Raw genomic sequence first — 18418 nt, forward strand, 5'->3', positions numbered from 1 at the left:
GGGCATGACGAATACAGCGAAACCCACGCAGGTCCCCACAATCACGCTCAACGACGGAACGAGCATCCCGCAACTCGGCTTCGGCGTGTTCCTCGTCGAGCCGGGGGAGACCGAGCGAATCGTCACCGATGCTCTCGAAGCCGGGTACCGGCACATCGACACCGCCAAGATCTACGGCAACGAAGAGGGGGTCGGCCGCGCGATCGCGAAGTCGGGCATTCCGCGCGATGAGCTCTACATCACGACCAAGTTGTGGAACGACGACCAGGGCCGCGAGAACGTGCGCCCAGCGCTCGAGGCGAGTCTCGAGCGCCTCGCCCTCGACCACGTCGACCTCTACCTGATCCACTGGCCGACGCCCGAACGGGGGCTCTACGTGGAGACGTGGGAGGCCATGCTCGAGCTCCCCGCCACGGGACTGACCACGAGCGTCGGCGTCTGCAACTTCCTCGAGCCGCACCTGCGCGACATCATCTCCGCGACCGGCACCGCGCCCGTCGTCAACCAGATCGAGCAGCACCCCTACCTCCAGCAGCCCGAGCTCGATGCCGTACTGACCGAGCACGACATCAGGATCGAAGCCTGGGGGCCGTTAGCGCAGGCGAAGACCGGTCTCTTCGACGAGCCGGCCGTCATCGACGCTGCCCGGGCCCACAACAAATCGCCCGCGCAGGCGATCATCCGGTGGCACCTGCAGAAGGGCAACATCGTCTTCCCGAAGACCGTGTCGCGTGCGCGAATGGACGAGAACTTCTCGGTGCTCGACTTCGAGCTGACCGACGATGAGTTCGCGGCGATTTCGCTGCTCGACAAGGGTGAAGAGGGCCGGGTGGCCACCAACCCCAACGATTTCAACTGATCGATCGTCGCCTCAGCTCGGTAGTGATCACCACGAAAGGGTGATGCGACAACACCCGGTCGGCGCCCGCTTCGTGACGGTGAATATCCGTTTTGCGAAGCGGGCGTCGTCGCATGCGCATCCCGGCGTAGCGTCTCGTGCAGCGATTCGCCGGCGCACCGCCCACGGCCCCGGCGGTCGCGGCGCACGTGACAGCGACGCGGACGATGGTCGTCCGTCGGACCACCGAGGAGCACACCATGACCAGTATCGGAATCGTCGGATCGGGGGTCTCCGGCCTCCACCTTGGCCTGCACCTGCGGGCGCAGGACCTGCCAGTGACCATCTACGCGAACAAGACGCCGGAGCAGATCGCCGAGGGACGCATCCCGGGCAGCATCGCCCACATGCACCCGACGCGCGCGATCGAGAAGGAACTCGGCATCGACCACTGGAGGGCCGAGGACATCGAGTACATCCGCCACTGGCACTACAACGGCTGGGGTGACGACCGCACGTTCTACGGCGACTTCGCGGAGCCCGCGGGCGTCGTCGACTACCGCATCTACCTGCCGCGGCTCATGCGCGACTTCACCGACCGCGGCGGATCGATCGAATACCGCGAGTTCTCGCGCGAATTCATCGAGGGCCTCACGGAGCATCACGACCTCGTCGTCGTCGCGGTCGGCAAGGGCGACCTCGCCGGCATCTTCCCGAAGCGGCCCGAGCACTCGCCCTACGACGCGCCGCAGCGCCGCCTCGCCGTCGGCCTCTGGAAGGGCGTGCGCCACCGCGAGCCCAACGGGGTCGAGGTCAACATCGTCCCCGGCGTCGGCGAGCTGCTCGCGATCCCGATCTACTCGTTCTCGGGCCGCGTGCACGCCCTGCTGTTCGAGAGCCTTCCCGACGGTCCGCAGGCCGTGCTCGCCGACCAGAAGTACGAGGACGATCCGGCCGCGTACCGCGAGGCGACCATTCGCATCCTCGACGAGTTCTACCCGACCATGGTGGAGCGACTCGACCGCGACGCCTTCGCGTTGCAAGACGACAGGGCAATCCTCCAGGGCGCCGTCACACCGGTCATGCGGGAGGACTTCGTCGAACTCCCGGGAGGGAAGTTCCTGCTGGCGATGGGCGACGCACACATGACGGTCGACCCCGTGCAAGCGCAGGGCGCGAACTCGGGTGTGTACTCGGCGAAAGTCATCGCCGACACGATCAGGACCGACCGCGTGTTCGACCGCCGTTTTTTCGAGAAGGTCGCGATGCGGCGTCGTGAGCGGCTCGAATCGGCGACTGACTGGGTCAACACGGTCATCCGTCCGGGCGGGGCCGAGCAGATGGGCCTGCTGTTCAGCGAGATGGTGCACAACCAGGCCCTCACCGACCGGTTCACCGAGAATTTCAGCGACCCGGTCCGGCAGTATGACCTCATCGGTTCCATCGCGCGCGTCGAAGCCGCGATCGCCGAGACCGCCGGAGCGTAGGCGCCCCGGCACGTCCACCGCACACACGAGATAACACCGCCAAGGAGCACTCTTCATGCACAAAGTCGTCGTCCTGTACCCCGAGCCCGCCGATCGCGAGGCGTTCGTCTCGTACTACGAGTCGACCCACCTCCCCCTCGCGGAGAAGCTGCCCGGCATGCTCGCGTGGCGCTACACCGTCAACGTCTCGCCTGTGCCTGACGGCTCGCCCGCCCCGTTTTTCGCAGTGTTCGAGGCGGACTTCCCCGACGCCGAGACCTACCGGTCGGCAATGGCCTCGCCCGAAGGGCAGGCGGTCGGTGCCGATGTGCCCAACTACGCCACGAACGGCGCGACGGTCTTCGACTACGAGGTCTCGGGCGGCAGCGACGCCTAGCGAATCGTGGCCGCCTGCGGTGCGGGGCAGCGCGCGTCGCGCCCCGCACCGCAGGCGTTTTCGGGATGTCATCGGCCGTTTCGCGGGAACACCTCGGTGAGAGCGCGCGAGAATGCCAGTCACCGAGTCAGCGGAGATGAGGGGGTGATCGCGTGAACGACGCAGGGGCATCCCCGGTGGTCGGCTCCGAGGAGCACCGGCGGGCCGAGCCGGTTCGCGAGGTGGGCTTTCGGGCGACGACGATCGAGGAGGCCCACGCGATCGGCGAAGGAATCTGGTACGAGCACCGCCTGGCTCCTCGGCGCAACGTGAGCGAATTCACCTTCGCCGCGACCTCGCTCGACCTCGGCGGCATGCGCCTTGGAACGCTGCACTACTCGGCGCCCATACGGATCGAGACCGCGCCGTACGTGAACTGGTACCAGCTGAACGTACCGCTGCGCGGCACGCTGCGTACGGCGGTGGGCGACCGCAACGTCGAGACGACGCCGACTCGGGCCGCCGTCTACGGGCACGACGTCGACACCGCGTTCGCCGGTTTCGAGCGCCCATCGGTCATGCTCGGCGTGAAGCTCGAGCGGGCAGCGGTCGAGCGCGCGGCGGCGCGACTGTTGTGCCCGGAGGGCCAGCCGATTCCCGCGTTCGAGGCCGCGGTCGACCTCGTCGAGGGGCCCGGCCGGGCGTGGCTGCGGCTCGCGCGGCGCGTCATGGCGGCCGCTCGCCGCCCCGAGGGTCTCAATCCCGTGCTCGCCGAGCACCTCGCCGACCGGCTCATCACCGATTTCGTCGTGCTCAGCGCTCGGCGGGAGCACGGCGGTATCACGCCCTCGGCTTCGACGGCGGGCACGGCGTCGACGAGCCGCGATGCGGTGCTGGGCGCGAGCGCCCTCGAAACGGCGACGCACGCGATCGAGGCTGCCAGGGGCGCACCGCTCAGCCTGGAAATGCTCGCCGTGCTCGCGGGCGTCGGCGGTCGGGCCCTGCAGCAGGCGTTCCGGCGCGTGCACGGCGAGAGCCCAATGGCGTACCAGACCCGGGTGCGGCTCGAGCGCGTGCGCGCCGACCTGCTCGCCGCCGACCCGCGCACGGGCCGCGTCGCCGAGATCGCGATGCGGCACGGCTTCGCGCACCTGGGTCGGTTCGCGGAGCAGTACGCGCGCGCCTACGGCGAGCGCCCCGGCGACACGCTGCGCCGAGGCTGAGGGCCCGAGGGCGGCCTGTCTTAACGCATCCGATGACGGGGGCACGGAAGAGCCCGACGAGAGGCGCGGTGACCAGCGCCGCGGCGATTGCTACCGTTGACGCCGAGCAGCGGCTTCTCCGCCGCTCCCGGACGAGGTGACCAGTACCCGGAACGCGACAAGACTGGCCGCGAGGGAGGTGGCCCCTTTGGCGTGGGTCATTCTGGTGTTGTCAGGCGTGTTCGAGGCGGTCTGGGCCACCGCGCTCGGCAAGAGCGACGGGTTCACGAAGCTGTGGCCCACCGTCGTCTTCGCCGTCGCCCTGATCGTCAGCATGGCAGGGCTCGCCGTCGCGATGCGCGATCTGCCCACTGGCACGGCCTACGCCGTGTGGGTCGCGGTGGGCGCGAGCCTCACGGCCGGCTACGCCATGGCCACGGGCGACGAACCCGTGTCGATCGCGCGCATCCTGCTCATTCTCGGCATCGTGGCGTGCGTCGTCGGCCTCAAGCTCGTGACACCGGATGTTCCCGTGCCGGATGCTCCGATTCCGGACGCCCCCGAAGGCGATCCGCAGCCCGGTCGCGGGTAGGCGCGGCGGCTACTTCCACCCGGGAAGCCAGTGGGTGAGGGACCAGTACCAGTCGGGGATCAGCATCCCGGTCCACACGGGCAGGAAGAGCGCCGATACGAGCGCGAAGAGCACGACGACGCCGCCGATAGCCGCGACCCCCGCCGTGCGGAGACGGCGCGGGGAGTCGGGCGTGCCGGCGATCGTCTGGAACACGAACAGCACCGCCAGGATCATGAACGGCAGGTACACGATCGCGTAGAAGTGAAAGACGGCCTGCCGCTGCAGGTACGCCATCCACGGCAGGTAGCCGGCCGCGAAGCCGACGAGCACGAAGCCGTACTGCCATCGCGGCTGCAGGAACGACATGATCGCGATAAAGAGGATCGCGACGGTGCCCGACCACCAGATGAGCGGGTTCGAGATCGAAGTGATCGCCTCGACGCACGTCTCGACGCCCGAGCACGACGGGCTCGGATCGCTGTACGTATAGCTGAACGCCGTCGGGCGGATCAGGAACGGCCATTCGAGCGGCGACGACTGATACGGGTGGTCGGCGCCGAGGCCGGTGTGGAACCGGTACGCCTCGACCGAGTAGTGCCAGAGACTCTGCAATGGGAGCGGCACCCAGGAGAGCAGCCCGGTCCAGGCGTGGCCCGCCTCTTCCGCCCAGGTGCGGTAGAAACCGCCGGTCGTGGCGAGCCAACCGCTCCACGATGCGATATACACCGCGAGCGCCGCGGGGATCGTGATGACGAATGACGCGGGCCCCTGCTTGAGCACCGCCGCACTGAGCCAGAAGGTGACGCCCTGGCGGCGCCGCTCGAGGGCATCGACGGCGATCGTGTACAGGCAGAAGGCCGCGAGGAAGTACAGGCCCGACCACTTGACGCTCGAGGCGAGCGCGAAGGTGACGGCGGCCGCGAGCAGCCAGGGGCGAGCCCACAGCACGGGCCCCCAATCGGGACCGAGGGTCGGCCACGTCGGGGCCCTGGCCGTCGACCAGAAGGGGGTCGGCACGGGCGCGAGGGGCAAGCCGTCGGGGCCGCGACCCTCCGGCGGGCCGTCGGTGCGCCGCCACGCCAGAATGCGCCCCTGCAGCTGCCCCCGCTGATCGTCGCGGTCGAGGAGCACGAAGTACGCGCCGAGCAGCACGAAGAACATGAGGATGCCGTCGAGAATCGCCACGCGGCTCATGACGATGGCATGGCCGTCGATCGCGAGCATCCCGGCACCGATCGTCGCGAGCACCGGCGAGCCGAGCAGCTTGCGCGCGACAAACCACAGCAGCACGACGGCCGCGACGCCGATGATCGCGACGCTCGCGCGCCAGGCGAACGGGTTCTCGGCGCCGAAGAGGAGCAGGCCGAGGCCGATGACGAGCTTGCCGAACGGCGGATGCACGACGTACGACGCGTCCGACGAGTAGGTGTTCGGATCTCCCGCGGCCCACGAGTCGTTGGCGTTCTCGGGCCAGGTGCCCTCGTAGCCGAGGTTGACGAGGGTCCACGCGTCCTTCACGTAGAACGTCTCGTCGAAGACGAGCGACCCCGGATGCGAGAGGCCGACGAGGCGCAGGAGCGCGGCGAGGAGGGTGACGGCGCCGAGCATGATCCATTCGGTGCGGCGCAGCAGTCGGGGCGTCGCGGTCATGCGCCGCCAGGTGTCGTCGAACCACGAGCCCGTCCGCGGAGCGGGGGTCGCGACGAGCGACTCGTCGCCGGCTCGGGCCGCGCCGTCGCTTCGTTCGTCGACGGCCGTGGCGGTGGCGGTGGCGGGTGCCTCGTCGCCGGCCGAGTCATCGTCCCTCCCGGCCGCCGAGGACACGTTCGTCGCATCTGTCACGCGAGCCATGGTAGGCGTCGCACGGGTTTGGCGATTCCGGCGGGAGCGCCGGGCAGACACGCCCGGGCGCCGCGGATGCGCTGCTCGTGTGGTCAGTCGTGCCCGAGATGGCGCGCCACACCGGGCGCGAGTGACCACGCGAGCGCGGTGACTCGAACGACCAGGCGTGTCGCGGCGGTCGCCGCGGCCGCGGCCCCACCTGGGAGGATCGAGCCCGTGATCATTCTCGCGGGCACCCCCATCGGCAACCTCGGCGACGCGTCGGCGCGCCTCGTCGAAACGCTCCGCGGGGCCGACGTCGTCGCCTGCGAGGACACGCGCACGACGGCGAAGCTGCTGCAGCTGCTCGGGGTCGAGGAACGCCCCCGCCTTATCGCCCTGCACGAGCACAACGAGGACGAGCTCGCGGCGGAGCTCGTCGAGCGCGCCCGCGAGGGTGACGTCGTCGTGGTCTCGGATGCGGGCATGCCGGGCATCTCCGACCCCGGTTATCCGATCGTCGCGCGAGCGGCCGAGACCGGCGTCACGGTGACGAGCGTGCCCGGCCCGACGGCGGTCATCACGGCGCTCGCCATCTCGGGCCTGCCGACCGACCGCTTCTGCTTCGATGGCTTCGTGCCGCGCAAGGGGGGCGACCGCGAGCGGTTCCTCGCGAGGCTCGTTCGCGAAGAACGCACGACGGTGCTCTTCGAGTCGCCGCACCGCCTCGCGGAGACGCTCCGCGCCATGTCGGCGGCCTGGCCAGCCGGTCGCCGCATCGCGGTCTGCCGTGAGCTCACGAAGCTGCACGAAGAGGTGCGCCGGGGCACGGCGGCCGAGCTCGCGGCGTGGGCCGACGGCGGCGTGCGTGGCGAAATCGTCATCGTGGTCGAGGGGGCCGCGCCCGAGGTGGCGGATCCGGAAGCCGCGGTCGCGCGGGTGCGCGAGCTGGTCGCGCTGGGCGAGCGGAGAAAGGACGCGGCCGCCCAGGTCGCCGCCGAGACGGGCCTGGCCCGCCGCGAGCTGTATGACGCGAGCCTGCACTGAGACCGTGCCGTCGGCATGTCGCGACGCCAATAGACTGGCCCCCATGGCATCCGGCGAATCGTTCTACGTCACCTCACCGATCTTCTACGTGAATGACGTGCCTCACATCGGTCACGCCTACACGGAGGTCGCGTGCGACGTGCTCGCCCGCTGGCACCGGCAGCGCGGCGACGACACCTGGTTCCTGACCGGAACCGACGAGCACGGGCAGAAGATCATGCGCTCGGCGCTCGCGAACAACGTGACGCCGCAGCAGTGGGCCGACAAGCTCGTCGGCGAGGCGTGGAAGCCGCTGCTCGAGACGCTGAACCTGTCGAACGACGACTTCATCCGCACCACCGACGACCGGCACGAGCGCCGGGTCAGGCTGTTCCTCGAGCGCCTCAACGACGCCGGCTACCTCTACAAGTCGGACTTCGAGGCGCTCTACTGCGTCGGCTGCGAGGAGTTCAAGCCCGACAGCGAGATCGTCGACGGCGAGGGGCCGTACGAGGGCGTCAAGGTGTGCGCGATCCACTCGAAGCCGCTTGAGCTGCTGCAGGAGCAGAACTACTTCTTCAAGCTCTCGGAGTTCGAAGACCGCCTGCTTGCGCTCTACGAGGAGACCCCCGACTTCATCCGCCCCGCATCGGCACGCAACGAGGTCGTGTCGTTCGTGCGCTCGGGCCTGAAAGACCTGTCGATCTCGCGCACCACGTTCGACTGGGGCGTGAAGGTGCCATGGGACGACGACCATGTCGTGTACGTGTGGGTCGACGCCCTGCTCAACTACATCTCGGCGATCGGCTACGGCGACGCCTCTGACGGCGACGAGCATGGCCCGGATGCCCGGGAGGCGTTCGAGCGCCGGTGGCCGGCCCTGCACATCGTCGGCAAGGACATCCTCCGCTTCCACGCCGTCATCTGGCCGGCGATGCTCATGGCCGCGGGGCTTGACGTGCCGCGCGGCGTGTACGGCCACGGCTGGCTGCTCGTGGGCGGCGAGAAGATGTCGAAGTCGAAGCTCACGGGCATCGCGCCCAACGAGATCACCGACGTGTTCGGCTCGGATGCGTTCCGCTACTACTTCATGCGGGCGATCCAGTTCGGTCAGGACGGGTCGTTCTCGTGGGAGGACCTTTCGGCGAGGTACCAGGCCGAGCTCGCCAACGGGTTCGGCAACCTCGCGTCGCGCGTCGTCGCGATGGTCGCGAAGTACTTCGACGGGGAGGTCCCCGAGCTGGGCGAGGTGAGCGACGCGGATCGGCGCATCCTCGAGCTCGCCGACACGGCGGCGGCGGCCGCCGACGACGCGATCGAGCGGGTCGCCATCCACGACGCGATCGCGGAGGTGTGGAAGCTCGTCGACGCCCTCAACGGCTACATCACCGAGCAGGAGCCGTGGGTCCTCGCGAAGGACGACGCCACGCGCGGCCGGCTGGCGACGGTGCTCGCGACCAACGTGCGCGCCCTCGGCGCGCTCGCCGTGCTGCTGCACCCGATCCTGCCGATCGCCACCGAGAAGCTGTGGGTCGCGCTCGGCGGCGAGGGAGACCTCGGCGCGGTGCCCGTTCGCGAGGCCTCGTCGTGGCGCACGAGCGGGCGGGTCGCGAAGCTCGCCGCGCTGTTCCCGCGGGTCGAGCATGAGGCCGAAGTCAAGTGACGGGCGCGGCCGCATCGCACCCCCGGAAGCGCACCCCGACGAGCGAGCACGGCCACGCGCGCGACCTGAACTACCCGCCCCTGCCCGAGCCGTTGGGGGTCGCGACCTACGACAATCACACGCACCTCGAGATCGAGGACGGCGAGGTCGGCCTCTCGGTCGCCGAGCACCTCGCGCGCGCCGCCGATGCCGGTATCGCGGGAGCTATCACGGTCGGCGGCGACGTGCCCTCGAGCCGCTGGTCGGTCGAGGCGGCCGCGACTGACGCGCGGTTGTACGCGGCCGTCGCGATCCACCCGAACGAGGCGCCGCGCATCGCCGCAGCCGGGGGCGCCGCCGCGCTCGATGCCGCGATCGCGGAGATCGAGGCGCTCGCGCGGCATCCACGCGTCAAGGCGATCGGCGAAACGGGCCTCGACGCCTTCCGCACCGAGGGCGACGAGGCGATCGCATGGCAGCACCGCGCGTTCGAGCGTCACATCGACCTCGCAAAGCGCCTCAGCCTGCCCATGCAGATCCACGATCGCGACGCGCACGACGACGTCATCGCGACGCTGCGCCGCGAGGGCGCGCCCCCCGTGACGGTGTTCCACTGCTTCTCGGGCGACGCCGACATGGCCCGCATCGCGGCCGACGAGGGGTGGTACCTCTCGTTCGCCGGCAACGTGACCTTCAAGAACGCGCAAAATCTGCGCGACGCACTCGCGGTCGCGCGGCGCGATCGAATCCTCGTTGAGACCGACGCGCCGTTCCTCACGCCGGTGCCTCTGCGGGGCCGGCCCAACGCGCCCTACCTCGTCCCGCACACCGTGCGGTTCATGGCGGGTCAGCTCGGCCTCGACGCCGACGAACTCGCCGCCCAGCTCACCGAGAACACGGTGCGCGCCTACGGCGCCTGGAGCGCCGAGGGCGTCGGCGTCGCCGTACCGGGGACGGCGTGAGCGTCCGCCTACTCGGCGCGGCCGAGATCCGGCGGCTCGCGAGCGAACTCGACGTGACGCCGACCAAGAAGCTCGGGCAGAATTTCGTGCACGATCCCGGCACGGTGCGACGCATCGTGGCGACGGCACGGGTCCAGGCGGGCGAGCACATCCTGGAGATCGGTCCCGGGCTCGGATCGCTCACGCTCGGACTGCTCGAAACGGGCGCGCACGTCACCGCGGTCGAGATCGATCCCCGTCTGGCCGCGCGCCTCCCGCGAACCGTCGAGGAGAACGCGCCGGGGGCATCCCTCGCGGTCGTGCAGGCCGATGCGCTCGCGCTCCGGTCGGTACCGGATGCGCCGGGAGATTCCGGTGCGCACGGCGGCCCCGTCGCGGTTGTGGCCAACCTGCCGTACAACGTGTCGGTGCCGGTGCTGCTGCACCTGCTCGAACGGCTGCCGAGCCTGCGTCGTGGCGTCGTGATGGTGCAGGCCGAGGTGGGGGAGCGACTCGCCGCCGGCCCCGGTTCCAAGGTGTACGGCTCGCCGAGCGTCAAGGCGGCGTGGTACGGCGACTGGTCGCTCGCAGGGCACGTCGGCCGCAGCGTCTTCTGGCCCGTGCCGAACGTCGACTCGATCCTCGTGTCGTTCCGCGCGCGCATCGACGGCGACGGCTCGCCCTCGCTGCCCGGCGACGAAGCACTGCGTCGGCGCACGTTCGCGATCGTCGACGCGGCCTTCGGACAGCGCCGGAAGATGCTGCGCCAAGCGCTCGCCGGCGTGTTCGGGGGCTCGTCGGCAGCGGCGTCCGAGCGACTTCTGGCCGCAGGCGTCGACCCGACGGCGCGCGGCGAGTCGCTCGACCTCGACGCGTACGTCCGAATCGCTCGCGCGAAGACGGAATCGTCCGGCTCCGATAGCGTGGAGGCATGACGTTCGAGGGCGCAGCGCACGGGTCGGTGACGGTCCGCGCCCCCGGAAAGATCAACGTGGCGCTGCTCGTCGGCCGGCTCATGGATGACGGGTACCACGACGTCGCGACGGCGTACCAGGCGGTTTCGCTCTTCGAAGACGTGCGGGCGACGCCCGCCGACGACGTTTCCGTGTCCTTCGCGGGCCCCATCGCGACGGAGGATCTGCCGACGGGCAACGACAACCTGGCGGTCCGCGCCGCCAGGCTGCTGGCCCGCGAGACGGGCCACGACGGCGGCGCGCACCTGCACATCACAAAGCGCGTGCCGGTCGCCGGCGGCATGGGCGGGGGATCGGCCGACGCGGCGGCCACGCTCGTGGCATGCGACGCCCTCTGGGGGACAGACTGCGGCCGAGACGATCTGCTCGCGCTCGGCGCGCGCCTCGGCGCCGACGTGCCGTTCGCGCTGCTCGGCGGCACCGCCATCGGCACGGGACGCGGCGATCAACTCAGCCCCGCCCTCTCGACCGGCCAGTTCCACTGGGTGCTGGCCGTGTCGGACACGGGCATGTCGACCCCCAGCACGTATCGCGCCCTCGACGCGCACCGCGAGCGGCACAGCGCCGACATCTCGCCCGCGAGCCCCGCGCCGACGGTTCCCGACGACGTGATGCACGCGCTTCGCAGCGGCGACGCCGTCGCCCTCGGCGAGGCCCTCACCAATGACCTGCAGGCCGCCGCGCTGCAGCTGCGCCCCGAGCTCGGCGACACCCTCGAACTCGGCGAGGCCAACGGAGCGCTCGCGGGCATCGTGTCGGGGTCGGGACCGACGATCGCGTTCCTCGTCTCCGACGTCGAGTCGGCGATCGATCTGCAGGTGACGCTTTCGGCAGCGGGCCACCGCGCCCTCCGCGTGACGGGCCCCGTCCCCGGTGCGCGGATCCTCGAGGCGTGAACCGACCAGCGGCATTCTGAGTGCACAGGAAGCGCGACTCGCCGTGAGATCTCCGCGCCGTGGCGCGAGGTGCACTCGAATTGCCGCTGGGTCGAGCGGGTGCGCGGATCCTCGACCTGTAGCCAAGCGGGGGCGCGGCCCGTCGTACCGTGCGACCATGTCGTCATGCGACAGGTGCTTGTGCTGAACCGAGACATCGCCGCGCCGCCCGCAGCCGTCTGGCGGGTCATCAGCGAGATCGACGAGCGCCCCGGGCGCCTGCGCGGTGTCGAGAGCGTCGAACGCCTTCCCGGACCGGACGGTGCGATCGTCGAGGGTTACCGCGTGGGCACGGCGTGGCGCGAGACGCGGCGCATGTTCGGGCGGACGGCGAGCGAGGACCTGGTCGTCACGAGCGTCGACCCGGGCCGCTCCACCACGATCGAGGCCTCCGCGGGCAGCATCCACTACGTCACCGCGTTCCACCTCGCCCCAGCGCCCTTCGACGGCACCACGCTCACGTTCGAATTCTCGGGCGACGACCGCGGGCCGAGGCGGCGCGCATCCGCCTTCGTGCTCGACATCGTCGGGTCGGTCGGTCGGGCCGCCACCAAGCGGGCCATGCTCCGCGACCTCGACGACATCGCAAAGGCGGCGGAGGCACTCGGCCGATGACGCCGTCGCCCCGCACACGCCGTCGCGAGGCGGAGACCGAGACCGACCGCTCGCTCGTCGCCGACCACGAGACGCCGTTCCGCCGCGACCTCGAGCGCATCCGCTTCTCGCCCTACTTCGCCCGGCTCTCGGCCGTGACGCAAGTGATCGGGCAGTCGGGCGCCGGGCCGCTCGTCCACAATCGCCTGACGCACTCGCTCAAAGTCGCCGCCGTCGCGCGCACCATCGCCGTCGAAGTGCGCGACGACCTCGACGCGGCGCCGGACCTGCCGCCCGAGTACGTGTGCGATCCCGTCGTCGTGCAGGCGGCGGCGAGCGCCCACGACCTCGGGCATCCGCCGTTCGGGCATCTCGGCGAGAGCGTGCTCGACTGGATCGCCCGCGACCAGCTCGGCCTCGCCGACGGGTTCGAGGGCAACGCGCAGACGTACCGCATCGTCGCGCGGCTCGACGTGTGCAACGGACCCGCGCAGGGACTCAACCTGACGGCGGCGACGCGTTCGGCGATCGCGAAGTACCCCTGGACGCCCGCTGTCTCGTCCCACGAGCTCCCCGGTGACGCGCTGCCGCCCGGCCTGCGCGTCCGCGGAGATCAGCGCGGCGCCGCGGGCGGGGGCCGTGAGCTCGACGTGCGCAAGTTCTCGGCCTACTTTCTCGAGGCCGCCGATCTCGCCGAGGCGCGCGAGGCGTCGCACGGGCTCATTCCCTTCCAGCAATCGCTCGAGGGCTCGGTCATGGACATCGCCGACGACATCGCGTACTCGGTGCACGACATCGACGACTTCCACCGGGCCGGCGTACTCGGGCAGGGAGCGGTCGCCCGCGAGCTGCGCGGCTGGATCGACGGCGCGAGCGCGCTGCGCCGCGAATCGGCCGACGAGTTGGCGGGACGGGGCGCCCCGGCGGGGAGCGCGCTCGAGCTTCTGCGCCGGAAGCTGCGCATCGACGATCCCTGGATCGCCGACGACGACGTGTTCGCCGAGGCGGTGCGCGCGGTCGCCGACGACCTCGTCGATGGCCTCCTCGCCGACGAGTTCGACGGCTCGATCTCCTCCGAGCGCGCGCTCGCGTCGTTCACGAGCCGCTGGATCCGCCACCTCCGCGAGTCGGTGGTGCTCGCGCCCCGCGAGAATCCCCGCACGGGGCTCGTGACGCTCGAACCGCTCGCGTGGCACGAGGTCGAGGTGCTCAAGTTCGTGCATCGGCACTTCGTGCTCGGCCGCCCGGACATCACGATGTACCAGCGGGGTCTGCGCCGCGTGCTCGTGCGCGCCGTCAAGGGGCTGCTGGCCTGGCTCGACGACGACCTCGACCAGGCCCACGTGCCGCTGCGGCTGCGCGAGCTCGTCGAGATGGCCACCGACGGGTATCTGGAGCTCGCGCGCGAACGGCCGGAGGGCGTGCCGCCCATCGGCGCGGGCGAAACCAGAAAGCTCGGCCTCGGGCGCGGCGTGCTCGACTACGTCGCGTCGCTGTCCGACAGCCAGGCGATGGCCGTCTCGGATGCGATCGACGGCCGGCCCGATCGGCTCTGGGACGTGGGGCAGCGGCTGTAGGCGAGCGGTCGCGGCTCGGACTGCGCCGCACCATGGCACGGCGGTCCTGTCACGGCGTCGGTGGTCAGGGTCTCGGCGACTCAGGCATCGGTAGTCAGGGTCTCGGCGATTAAGGTCTCGGTATGAACCTGCAGGGAACGACCGCGCTCGTGACGGGCGCCGCGTCCGGGCTAGGCGCTGCGACGGCGACGCTCCTCGCCGAGCGCGGCGCGACCGTGATCGGCATCGACCTCGCCGCGGCAATAGAACGCGCCGGCGAGCAAGCCGACGGCATCGGGCTCATCGCGGCCGACGTGACCGATGAGGCAGCGATTCGCACCGCGCTCGGGCGCGTCGACGGTGCGCGGCCGCTGCGGCTCGCGGTGAACTGCGCCGGCATCGGGCCGGCCGAGCGCATCCTGTCGTCGAAGGGCACGCACGACCTCGAGCTCTTCCGGCGCACGCTCGACGTGAACCTCGTCGGCACGTTCAACGTGCTTCGGCTCGCGGCCGAGACGATGGCCGGCCAGGCGCCGGACGCGTGCGGCGACAGGGGCGTCATCGTCAACACCGCGTCGATCGCCGCGTTCGAGGGCCAGGTGGGGCAGGTCGCCTACAGCGCCTCGAAGGCGGGCGTCGTCGGCATGACCATTACCGCGGCGCGGGATCTCGCGCGCAACCGCATCCGCGTCTGCACGATCGCGCCCGGCATCGTCGACACCCCCATGCTCGCGGCTCTCGGCGACGAGGTGCGCGAGGCGCTCGAAGCGTCGATCCCGCATCCGCAACGACTCGCCGAGCCCGCCGAGTACGCGAAGCTCGTCGCGATGATCGCCGAGCATGACTATCTCAACGGCGAGACCATTCGCATGGACGGCGCACTGCGCATGCCCCCGCAGTAGGCGAATCCTGACGGGCCGGCCGGAACCGGGTGGTGCGGCCGACCCGATGCGCGACGCGGCTCAGCCGACGCGGAGGATGATCGCCTCGCCCTGGCCACCGCCCCCGCAGAGCGCGGCCGCGCCGATGCCCCCGCCGCGCCGGCGCAGCTCGTGCGCGAGCGTGAGCGCGACGCGCGTGCCCGACATGCCGACGGGATGACCGAGGGCGATCGCGCCGCCGTTGACGTTCACGCGCTCCGGATCGATCGCGAGTTCGCGGGTCGACGCGATGGCGACGGAGGCGAAGGCCTCGTTGATCTCAACGAGATCGAGCTCGGCCGGCGCGATGCCGGCGCGCTCGCAGGCCCGCGCGATGGCCCGCGCGGGTTGGTGCAGCAGGGAGGCGTCGGGCCCGGCGACCGTACCCGTCGCGACCACCTCGGCGAGGGGCGTGACGCCGCGCCTCGCGGCCTGCTCGGCCGTCGTCACGACGACCGCCGCGGCACCGTCCGACAGCTGCGAGGCGTTGCCCGCCGTGATGTCACCGTCGGCGGCGAAGGCCGGCCGAAGCCGCGCGAGCGACTCTGACGTCGTATCGGGCCGAACGCCCTCGTCGCGGTCGACCACGACCGCGCCGCGACGGCCGGGCACGTCGATGGGCACGATTTCGTCGGCGAAGCGGCCGCCGTCGTGCGCCCGGGCTGCGCGCGCATGCGAGCGCAGGGCGACCTCATCCTGCTCTGCCCTGCTCAGCCCGAGGCCCCGCTGGTGCCGTTCGGTTGCGGCGCCCATGACCTCGCGCTCGATGCCGCACACGAGACCGTCGCGCTCGAGCGCGTCGGCGAACTCGGCTGAACCGTACGCGATGCCGCCGCGCACATGGGCGAGGTGCGGCGCGTTCGTCATCGATTCCGTGCCGCCCGCGATCGCCACCTCGGCGTCGCCGGCGCCGAGCTCGAGCGCCGCGAGGCGGATTGCTGCGAGGCCCGAGAGGCACTGCTTGTTGATCGTGGTCGCGACCGCCGTCATGGGCACACCCGCGGCAATCGAAGACAGCCGGGCCACGCTCGGCCCGACACCAGCCTGAATGACGTTGCCGAGGTATACGAGGTCGACGTCGGCCGCCGTGACTCCGCTCCGCGCGAGCGCCGCCTCGATCGCGTGCCGACCGAGCTCAGCCGCTGTGAGCGGTCGCAGTGCGCCGAGGAGCTTGCCGATGGGCGTGCGGGCTCCGCCCGCGATGACGATGGACATGGTGCCTCCCGGGGCGGGCGTCGCGTGGTCGGTCACATCTTCGCAGTCGGATGCTGGCGCCGCCTGGCCGGCCGGCGGCTACGCCTCGAGCCGCTCGGCGAGCTCGAGCCAGCGGAGTTCGAGCACCTCGATCTCGTCCGCGAGCTCGCGGCGCTTGTCGCCGAGGGCGGTGAGCCCCTCGAAGTCGGTCTGGTCGCCCTCGGCGAGCTCGTCGTCCACCTCGGCGATCGCGGCCGCGAGCCGATCGAGGCGGCGCTGAATCGACGACGACTCCTTCTCGAGGGCGCGTCGCTCCGCACCCGTCAGCGCGGGAGTCGCCGCGGAACCGGTCGGCGCGGGAGAGGCCGAGCCGTCGCGGCTGCTGGTCCGGACGTCTCCGGGGGATGCTCCGCCGGCGCCGAGCGGCGAGGTCGCGTCGGCCGTGCCGGCCATGCCCGCCCGGCCCCGGGCATCCCGCTCCCGCGCGCGCAGGTCGAGGTACTCGTCGATCCCGCCGGGGAGATGCCGCAGGCCGCCGTGCCAGACCGCGTACTGCTGGTCGGTGACGCGCTCGATGAGGAACCGGTCGTGCGAAACAACGATGAGCGTGCCGGGCCAGGAATCGAGCAGGTCCTCCATCGCGGCCAGCATGTCGGTGTCGAGGTCGTTCGTCGGCTCATCGAGGATCAGGAGGTTGGGTTCGCCGAGCAGGACGATGAGGAACTGGAGGCGCCGCCGCTGGCCGCCCGAGAGATCGCCAACGGGCGTTTGCAGTTGGGCGCTGGTGAAGCCGAGCCGCTCGAGCATCTGCGCCGGCGTCATCTCGGTGCCGCCCGCGTCGTAGCTCGTGCGCAGTCGGGCGATGACCTCGCGCACGCGCTCGTTCGCGTGCTCGTCGAGTTCGGTCAGCCGCTGGGAGAGCGTCGCGACCTTCACGGTCTTGCCCCGCTTGACGCGGCCCGACGTGGGCTCGAGCTCGCCCGAGACGAGCTTCAGGAGCGTCGACTTGCCGGCGCCGTTGACCCCGAGAATGCCGGTGCGCTCGCCGGGCGCGATGCGCCAGGTGATGTCGCGCAGCACCTGCTGCTCGGGTGAATAGGCCACGCCGGCGTCGATGAGGTCGACGACGTCCTTGCCGAGGCGGGCGGTCGCCATCCGCTGCAGTTCGACGGGGTTGCGGACGGGCGGCACGTCCTCGATCAGCTGATTCGCCACCTCGATGCGGAACTTCGGCTTCGACGTGCGCGCGGGTGCCCCGCGGCGCAGCCAGGCGAGCTCCTTGCGCATGAGGTTCTGCCGCTTCTGTTCGACAACAGAGGCCTGGCGGTCGCGCTCCACCCGCTGCAGCACATAGGCGGCGTACCCGCCCTCGAACGGCTCGATGATGCGGTCATGCACCTCCCACATGCCCGTGCAGACGGCGTCGAGGAACCAGCGGTCGTGCGTGACGACCACGAGCCCGCCCGCGCCGCGCGGCCAGCGGCGGTTCAGGTGCTCGGCGAGCCAGGCGATGCCCTCGACATCGAGGTGGTTCGTGGGCTCGTCGAGGAAGACGACGTCGTGGTCGTCGGTGAGTAGGTGCGCGAGCGAAACGCGCCGCTGCTGGCCGCCCGAGAGGTCGCCGACGCGCGCGTTCCAGTCGAGGTCGCCCGCGAGCCCGCGAATCACGTCGCGCACCTTCGCGTCGCCTGCCCACTCGTGCTCGTCGCGGTCGCCGACGATCGCGCGCCCCACCGTCAGGTCGGGGTCGGTCGTGTCGCCCTGGTCGAGCATCCCGATGCGCACCCCGCCGCGCACCGTCACGCGCCCCGAGTCGGGTGGGATGCGCCCAGACAGAAGCGAGAGCAGCGTCGATTTGCCGTCGCCGTTGCGCCCGACGATGCCGATGCGGTCGCCCTCGTTGATGCCGACCGTGACGCCATCGAAGATCACGCGAGTCGGGTATTCGAGGTGGAGCGCCTCGGCGCCAAGCAGGTGGGCCATTCAGGCGAGTTTAGTGGTCGGGGCTAGGCTCGCCGCATGTCTGTTGTGAAGATCAACGCCATCTCCGTGCCGGAAGGCGCGGGACCGGAGCTCGAGAAGCGCTTCGCCGCGCGCAAGCACGCGGTCGATTCGGCGCCCGGCTTCGAGGGGTTCCAGCTGCTGCGTCCAACGGCGGGTGAGACCCGCTACTTCGTCGTGACGACGTGGGCGAGCGAGGAGGACTTCGCGGCGTGGCGTGACGGCGCGGCGAAAGCGGCGCACGCGGGCTCGGACCGCAAGCCGGTCGCATCCGGGGCCGAACTGCTCGAGTTCGAGGTCGTCGACCTCGAACCGTAGGCGCTGCGAGGTCGTCGAGCTCGAACCGTAGGCGCTGTGA

General features: G+C 70.9%; 16 protein-coding genes, 1 pseudogene and 1 riboswitch. Of the genes and pseudogenes, 14 read left to right on the forward strand and 3 right to left on the reverse strand.

Annotated features, from left to right (window positions below; genetic code table 11):
* Positions 1 to 4 precede the first annotated feature (4 nt).
* From F8O04_RS04790 to F8O04_RS04810, 5 genes and pseudogenes are all read left to right on the forward strand, one after another.
* Entirely contained in the window at positions 5 to 859 is an 855-nt protein-coding gene (locus F8O04_RS04790) for an aldo/keto reductase (RefSeq protein ID WP_158028161.1), read from the forward strand.
* A 239-nt stretch (positions 860 to 1098) separates the two neighbouring features.
* Entirely contained in the window at positions 1099 to 2325 is a 1227-nt protein-coding gene (locus F8O04_RS04795; RefSeq protein ID WP_158028162.1) for a styrene monooxygenase/indole monooxygenase family protein, read from the forward strand.
* 55 nt (positions 2326 to 2380) lie between these two features.
* The gene (locus F8O04_RS04800; protein ID WP_158028163.1) at positions 2381 to 2701 is read left to right on the forward strand and encodes an EthD family reductase; all 321 of its coding nucleotides are present in this window, start codon (positions 2381 to 2383) and stop codon (positions 2699 to 2701) included.
* 152 nt (positions 2702 to 2853) lie between these two features.
* Positions 2854 to 3903: an AraC family transcriptional regulator gene (locus tag F8O04_RS04805; RefSeq protein ID WP_158028164.1), complete on the forward strand. Its 1050-nt coding sequence runs from the start codon at positions 2854 to 2856 to the stop codon at positions 3901 to 3903.
* Positions 3904 to 4007: 104 nt separating this feature from the next.
* A riboswitch (guanidine-III (ykkC-III) riboswitch) is annotated at positions 4008 to 4075 on the forward strand.
* Between the two features lie 15 nt (positions 4076 to 4090).
* Positions 4091 to 4399: pseudogene (locus tag F8O04_RS04810) on the forward strand (DMT family transporter); the annotation flags it as partial.
* An 84-nt stretch (positions 4400 to 4483) separates the two neighbouring features.
* Here F8O04_RS04810 and F8O04_RS04815 read toward each other — a convergent pair.
* Positions 4484 to 6298: a dolichyl-phosphate-mannose--protein mannosyltransferase gene (locus F8O04_RS04815; RefSeq protein ID WP_188726273.1), complete on the reverse strand. Its 1815-nt coding sequence runs from the start codon at positions 6296 to 6298 to the stop codon at positions 4484 to 4486.
* A gap of 216 nt (positions 6299 to 6514) precedes the next feature.
* Between F8O04_RS04815 and rsmI the strand changes: the two genes are divergently transcribed.
* The 8 genes from rsmI (at position 6515) to F8O04_RS04855 (ending at position 14847) form a co-directional block, all read left to right on the forward strand.
* Positions 6515 to 7324 carry a 16S rRNA (cytidine(1402)-2'-O)-methyltransferase gene (gene rsmI, locus F8O04_RS04820; RefSeq protein WP_158028167.1) on the forward strand — a complete coding sequence of 270 codons (810 nt, stop codon included), beginning with the start codon at positions 6515 to 6517 and terminating at the stop codon, positions 7322 to 7324.
* A gap of 43 nt (positions 7325 to 7367) precedes the next feature.
* Entirely contained in the window at positions 7368 to 8966 is a 1599-nt protein-coding gene (gene metG / locus F8O04_RS04825) for a methionine--tRNA ligase (RefSeq protein WP_158028168.1), read from the forward strand.
* On the forward strand, positions 8963 to 9907 hold the full coding sequence (locus F8O04_RS04830; RefSeq protein WP_158028169.1) for a TatD family hydrolase: 945 nt from the start codon (positions 8963 to 8965) through the stop codon (positions 9905 to 9907). The genes metG and F8O04_RS04830 overlap by 4 nt, the downstream gene beginning before the upstream one ends.
* Positions 9904 to 10821, forward strand: coding sequence for a 16S rRNA (adenine(1518)-N(6)/adenine(1519)-N(6))-dimethyltransferase RsmA (gene rsmA / locus F8O04_RS04835; RefSeq protein WP_158028170.1), 918 nt, complete (start codon positions 9904 to 9906; stop codon positions 10819 to 10821). Before F8O04_RS04830 ends, rsmA begins: the two co-directional genes overlap by 4 nt.
* Positions 10818 to 11756, forward strand: a complete 939-nt coding sequence (locus F8O04_RS04840) for a 4-(cytidine 5'-diphospho)-2-C-methyl-D-erythritol kinase (RefSeq protein ID WP_158028171.1) — start codon at positions 10818 to 10820, stop codon at positions 11754 to 11756. The genes rsmA and F8O04_RS04840 overlap by 4 nt, the downstream gene beginning before the upstream one ends.
* 165 nt (positions 11757 to 11921) lie before the next feature.
* A complete protein-coding gene (locus F8O04_RS04845; protein ID WP_158028172.1) occupies positions 11922 to 12410 on the forward strand; it encodes an SRPBCC family protein in 489 nt (162 codons plus the stop codon).
* Positions 12407 to 13966 (forward strand): deoxyguanosinetriphosphate triphosphohydrolase family protein, encoded by a 1560-nt coding sequence (locus tag F8O04_RS04850; protein WP_158028173.1) that lies wholly within the window; start codon positions 12407 to 12409, stop codon positions 13964 to 13966. The genes F8O04_RS04845 and F8O04_RS04850 overlap by 4 nt, the downstream gene beginning before the upstream one ends.
* A 122-nt stretch (positions 13967 to 14088) precedes the next feature.
* Positions 14089 to 14847, forward strand: coding sequence for an SDR family NAD(P)-dependent oxidoreductase (locus F8O04_RS04855; RefSeq protein WP_158028174.1), 759 nt, complete (start codon positions 14089 to 14091; stop codon positions 14845 to 14847).
* Positions 14848 to 14907: 60 nt separating this feature from the next.
* On the opposite strand, the gene F8O04_RS04860 is transcribed toward F8O04_RS04855, so the two are convergent.
* Positions 14908 to 16080: an acetyl-CoA C-acyltransferase gene (locus tag F8O04_RS04860; RefSeq protein WP_158028175.1), complete on the reverse strand. Its 1173-nt coding sequence runs from the start codon at positions 16078 to 16080 to the stop codon at positions 14908 to 14910.
* A 78-nt stretch (positions 16081 to 16158) separates the two neighbouring features.
* Positions 16159 to 18042 carry an ABC-F family ATP-binding cassette domain-containing protein gene (locus F8O04_RS04865; RefSeq protein WP_158028176.1) on the reverse strand — a complete coding sequence of 628 codons (1884 nt, stop codon included), beginning with the start codon at positions 18040 to 18042 and terminating at the stop codon, positions 16159 to 16161.
* 36 nt (positions 18043 to 18078) lie between these two features.
* Between F8O04_RS04865 and F8O04_RS04870 the strand changes: the two genes are divergently transcribed.
* Positions 18079 to 18378, forward strand: a complete 300-nt coding sequence (locus F8O04_RS04870) for an antibiotic biosynthesis monooxygenase family protein (RefSeq protein ID WP_158028177.1) — start codon at positions 18079 to 18081, stop codon at positions 18376 to 18378.
* The last annotated feature ends 40 nt before the right edge of the window (positions 18379 to 18418 follow it).

Origin of the sequence: Pseudoclavibacter endophyticus (genome assembly GCF_008831085.1) — a bacterium.
Taxonomy (GTDB): domain Bacteria; phylum Actinomycetota; class Actinomycetes; order Actinomycetales; family Microbacteriaceae; genus Pseudoclavibacter; species Pseudoclavibacter endophyticus.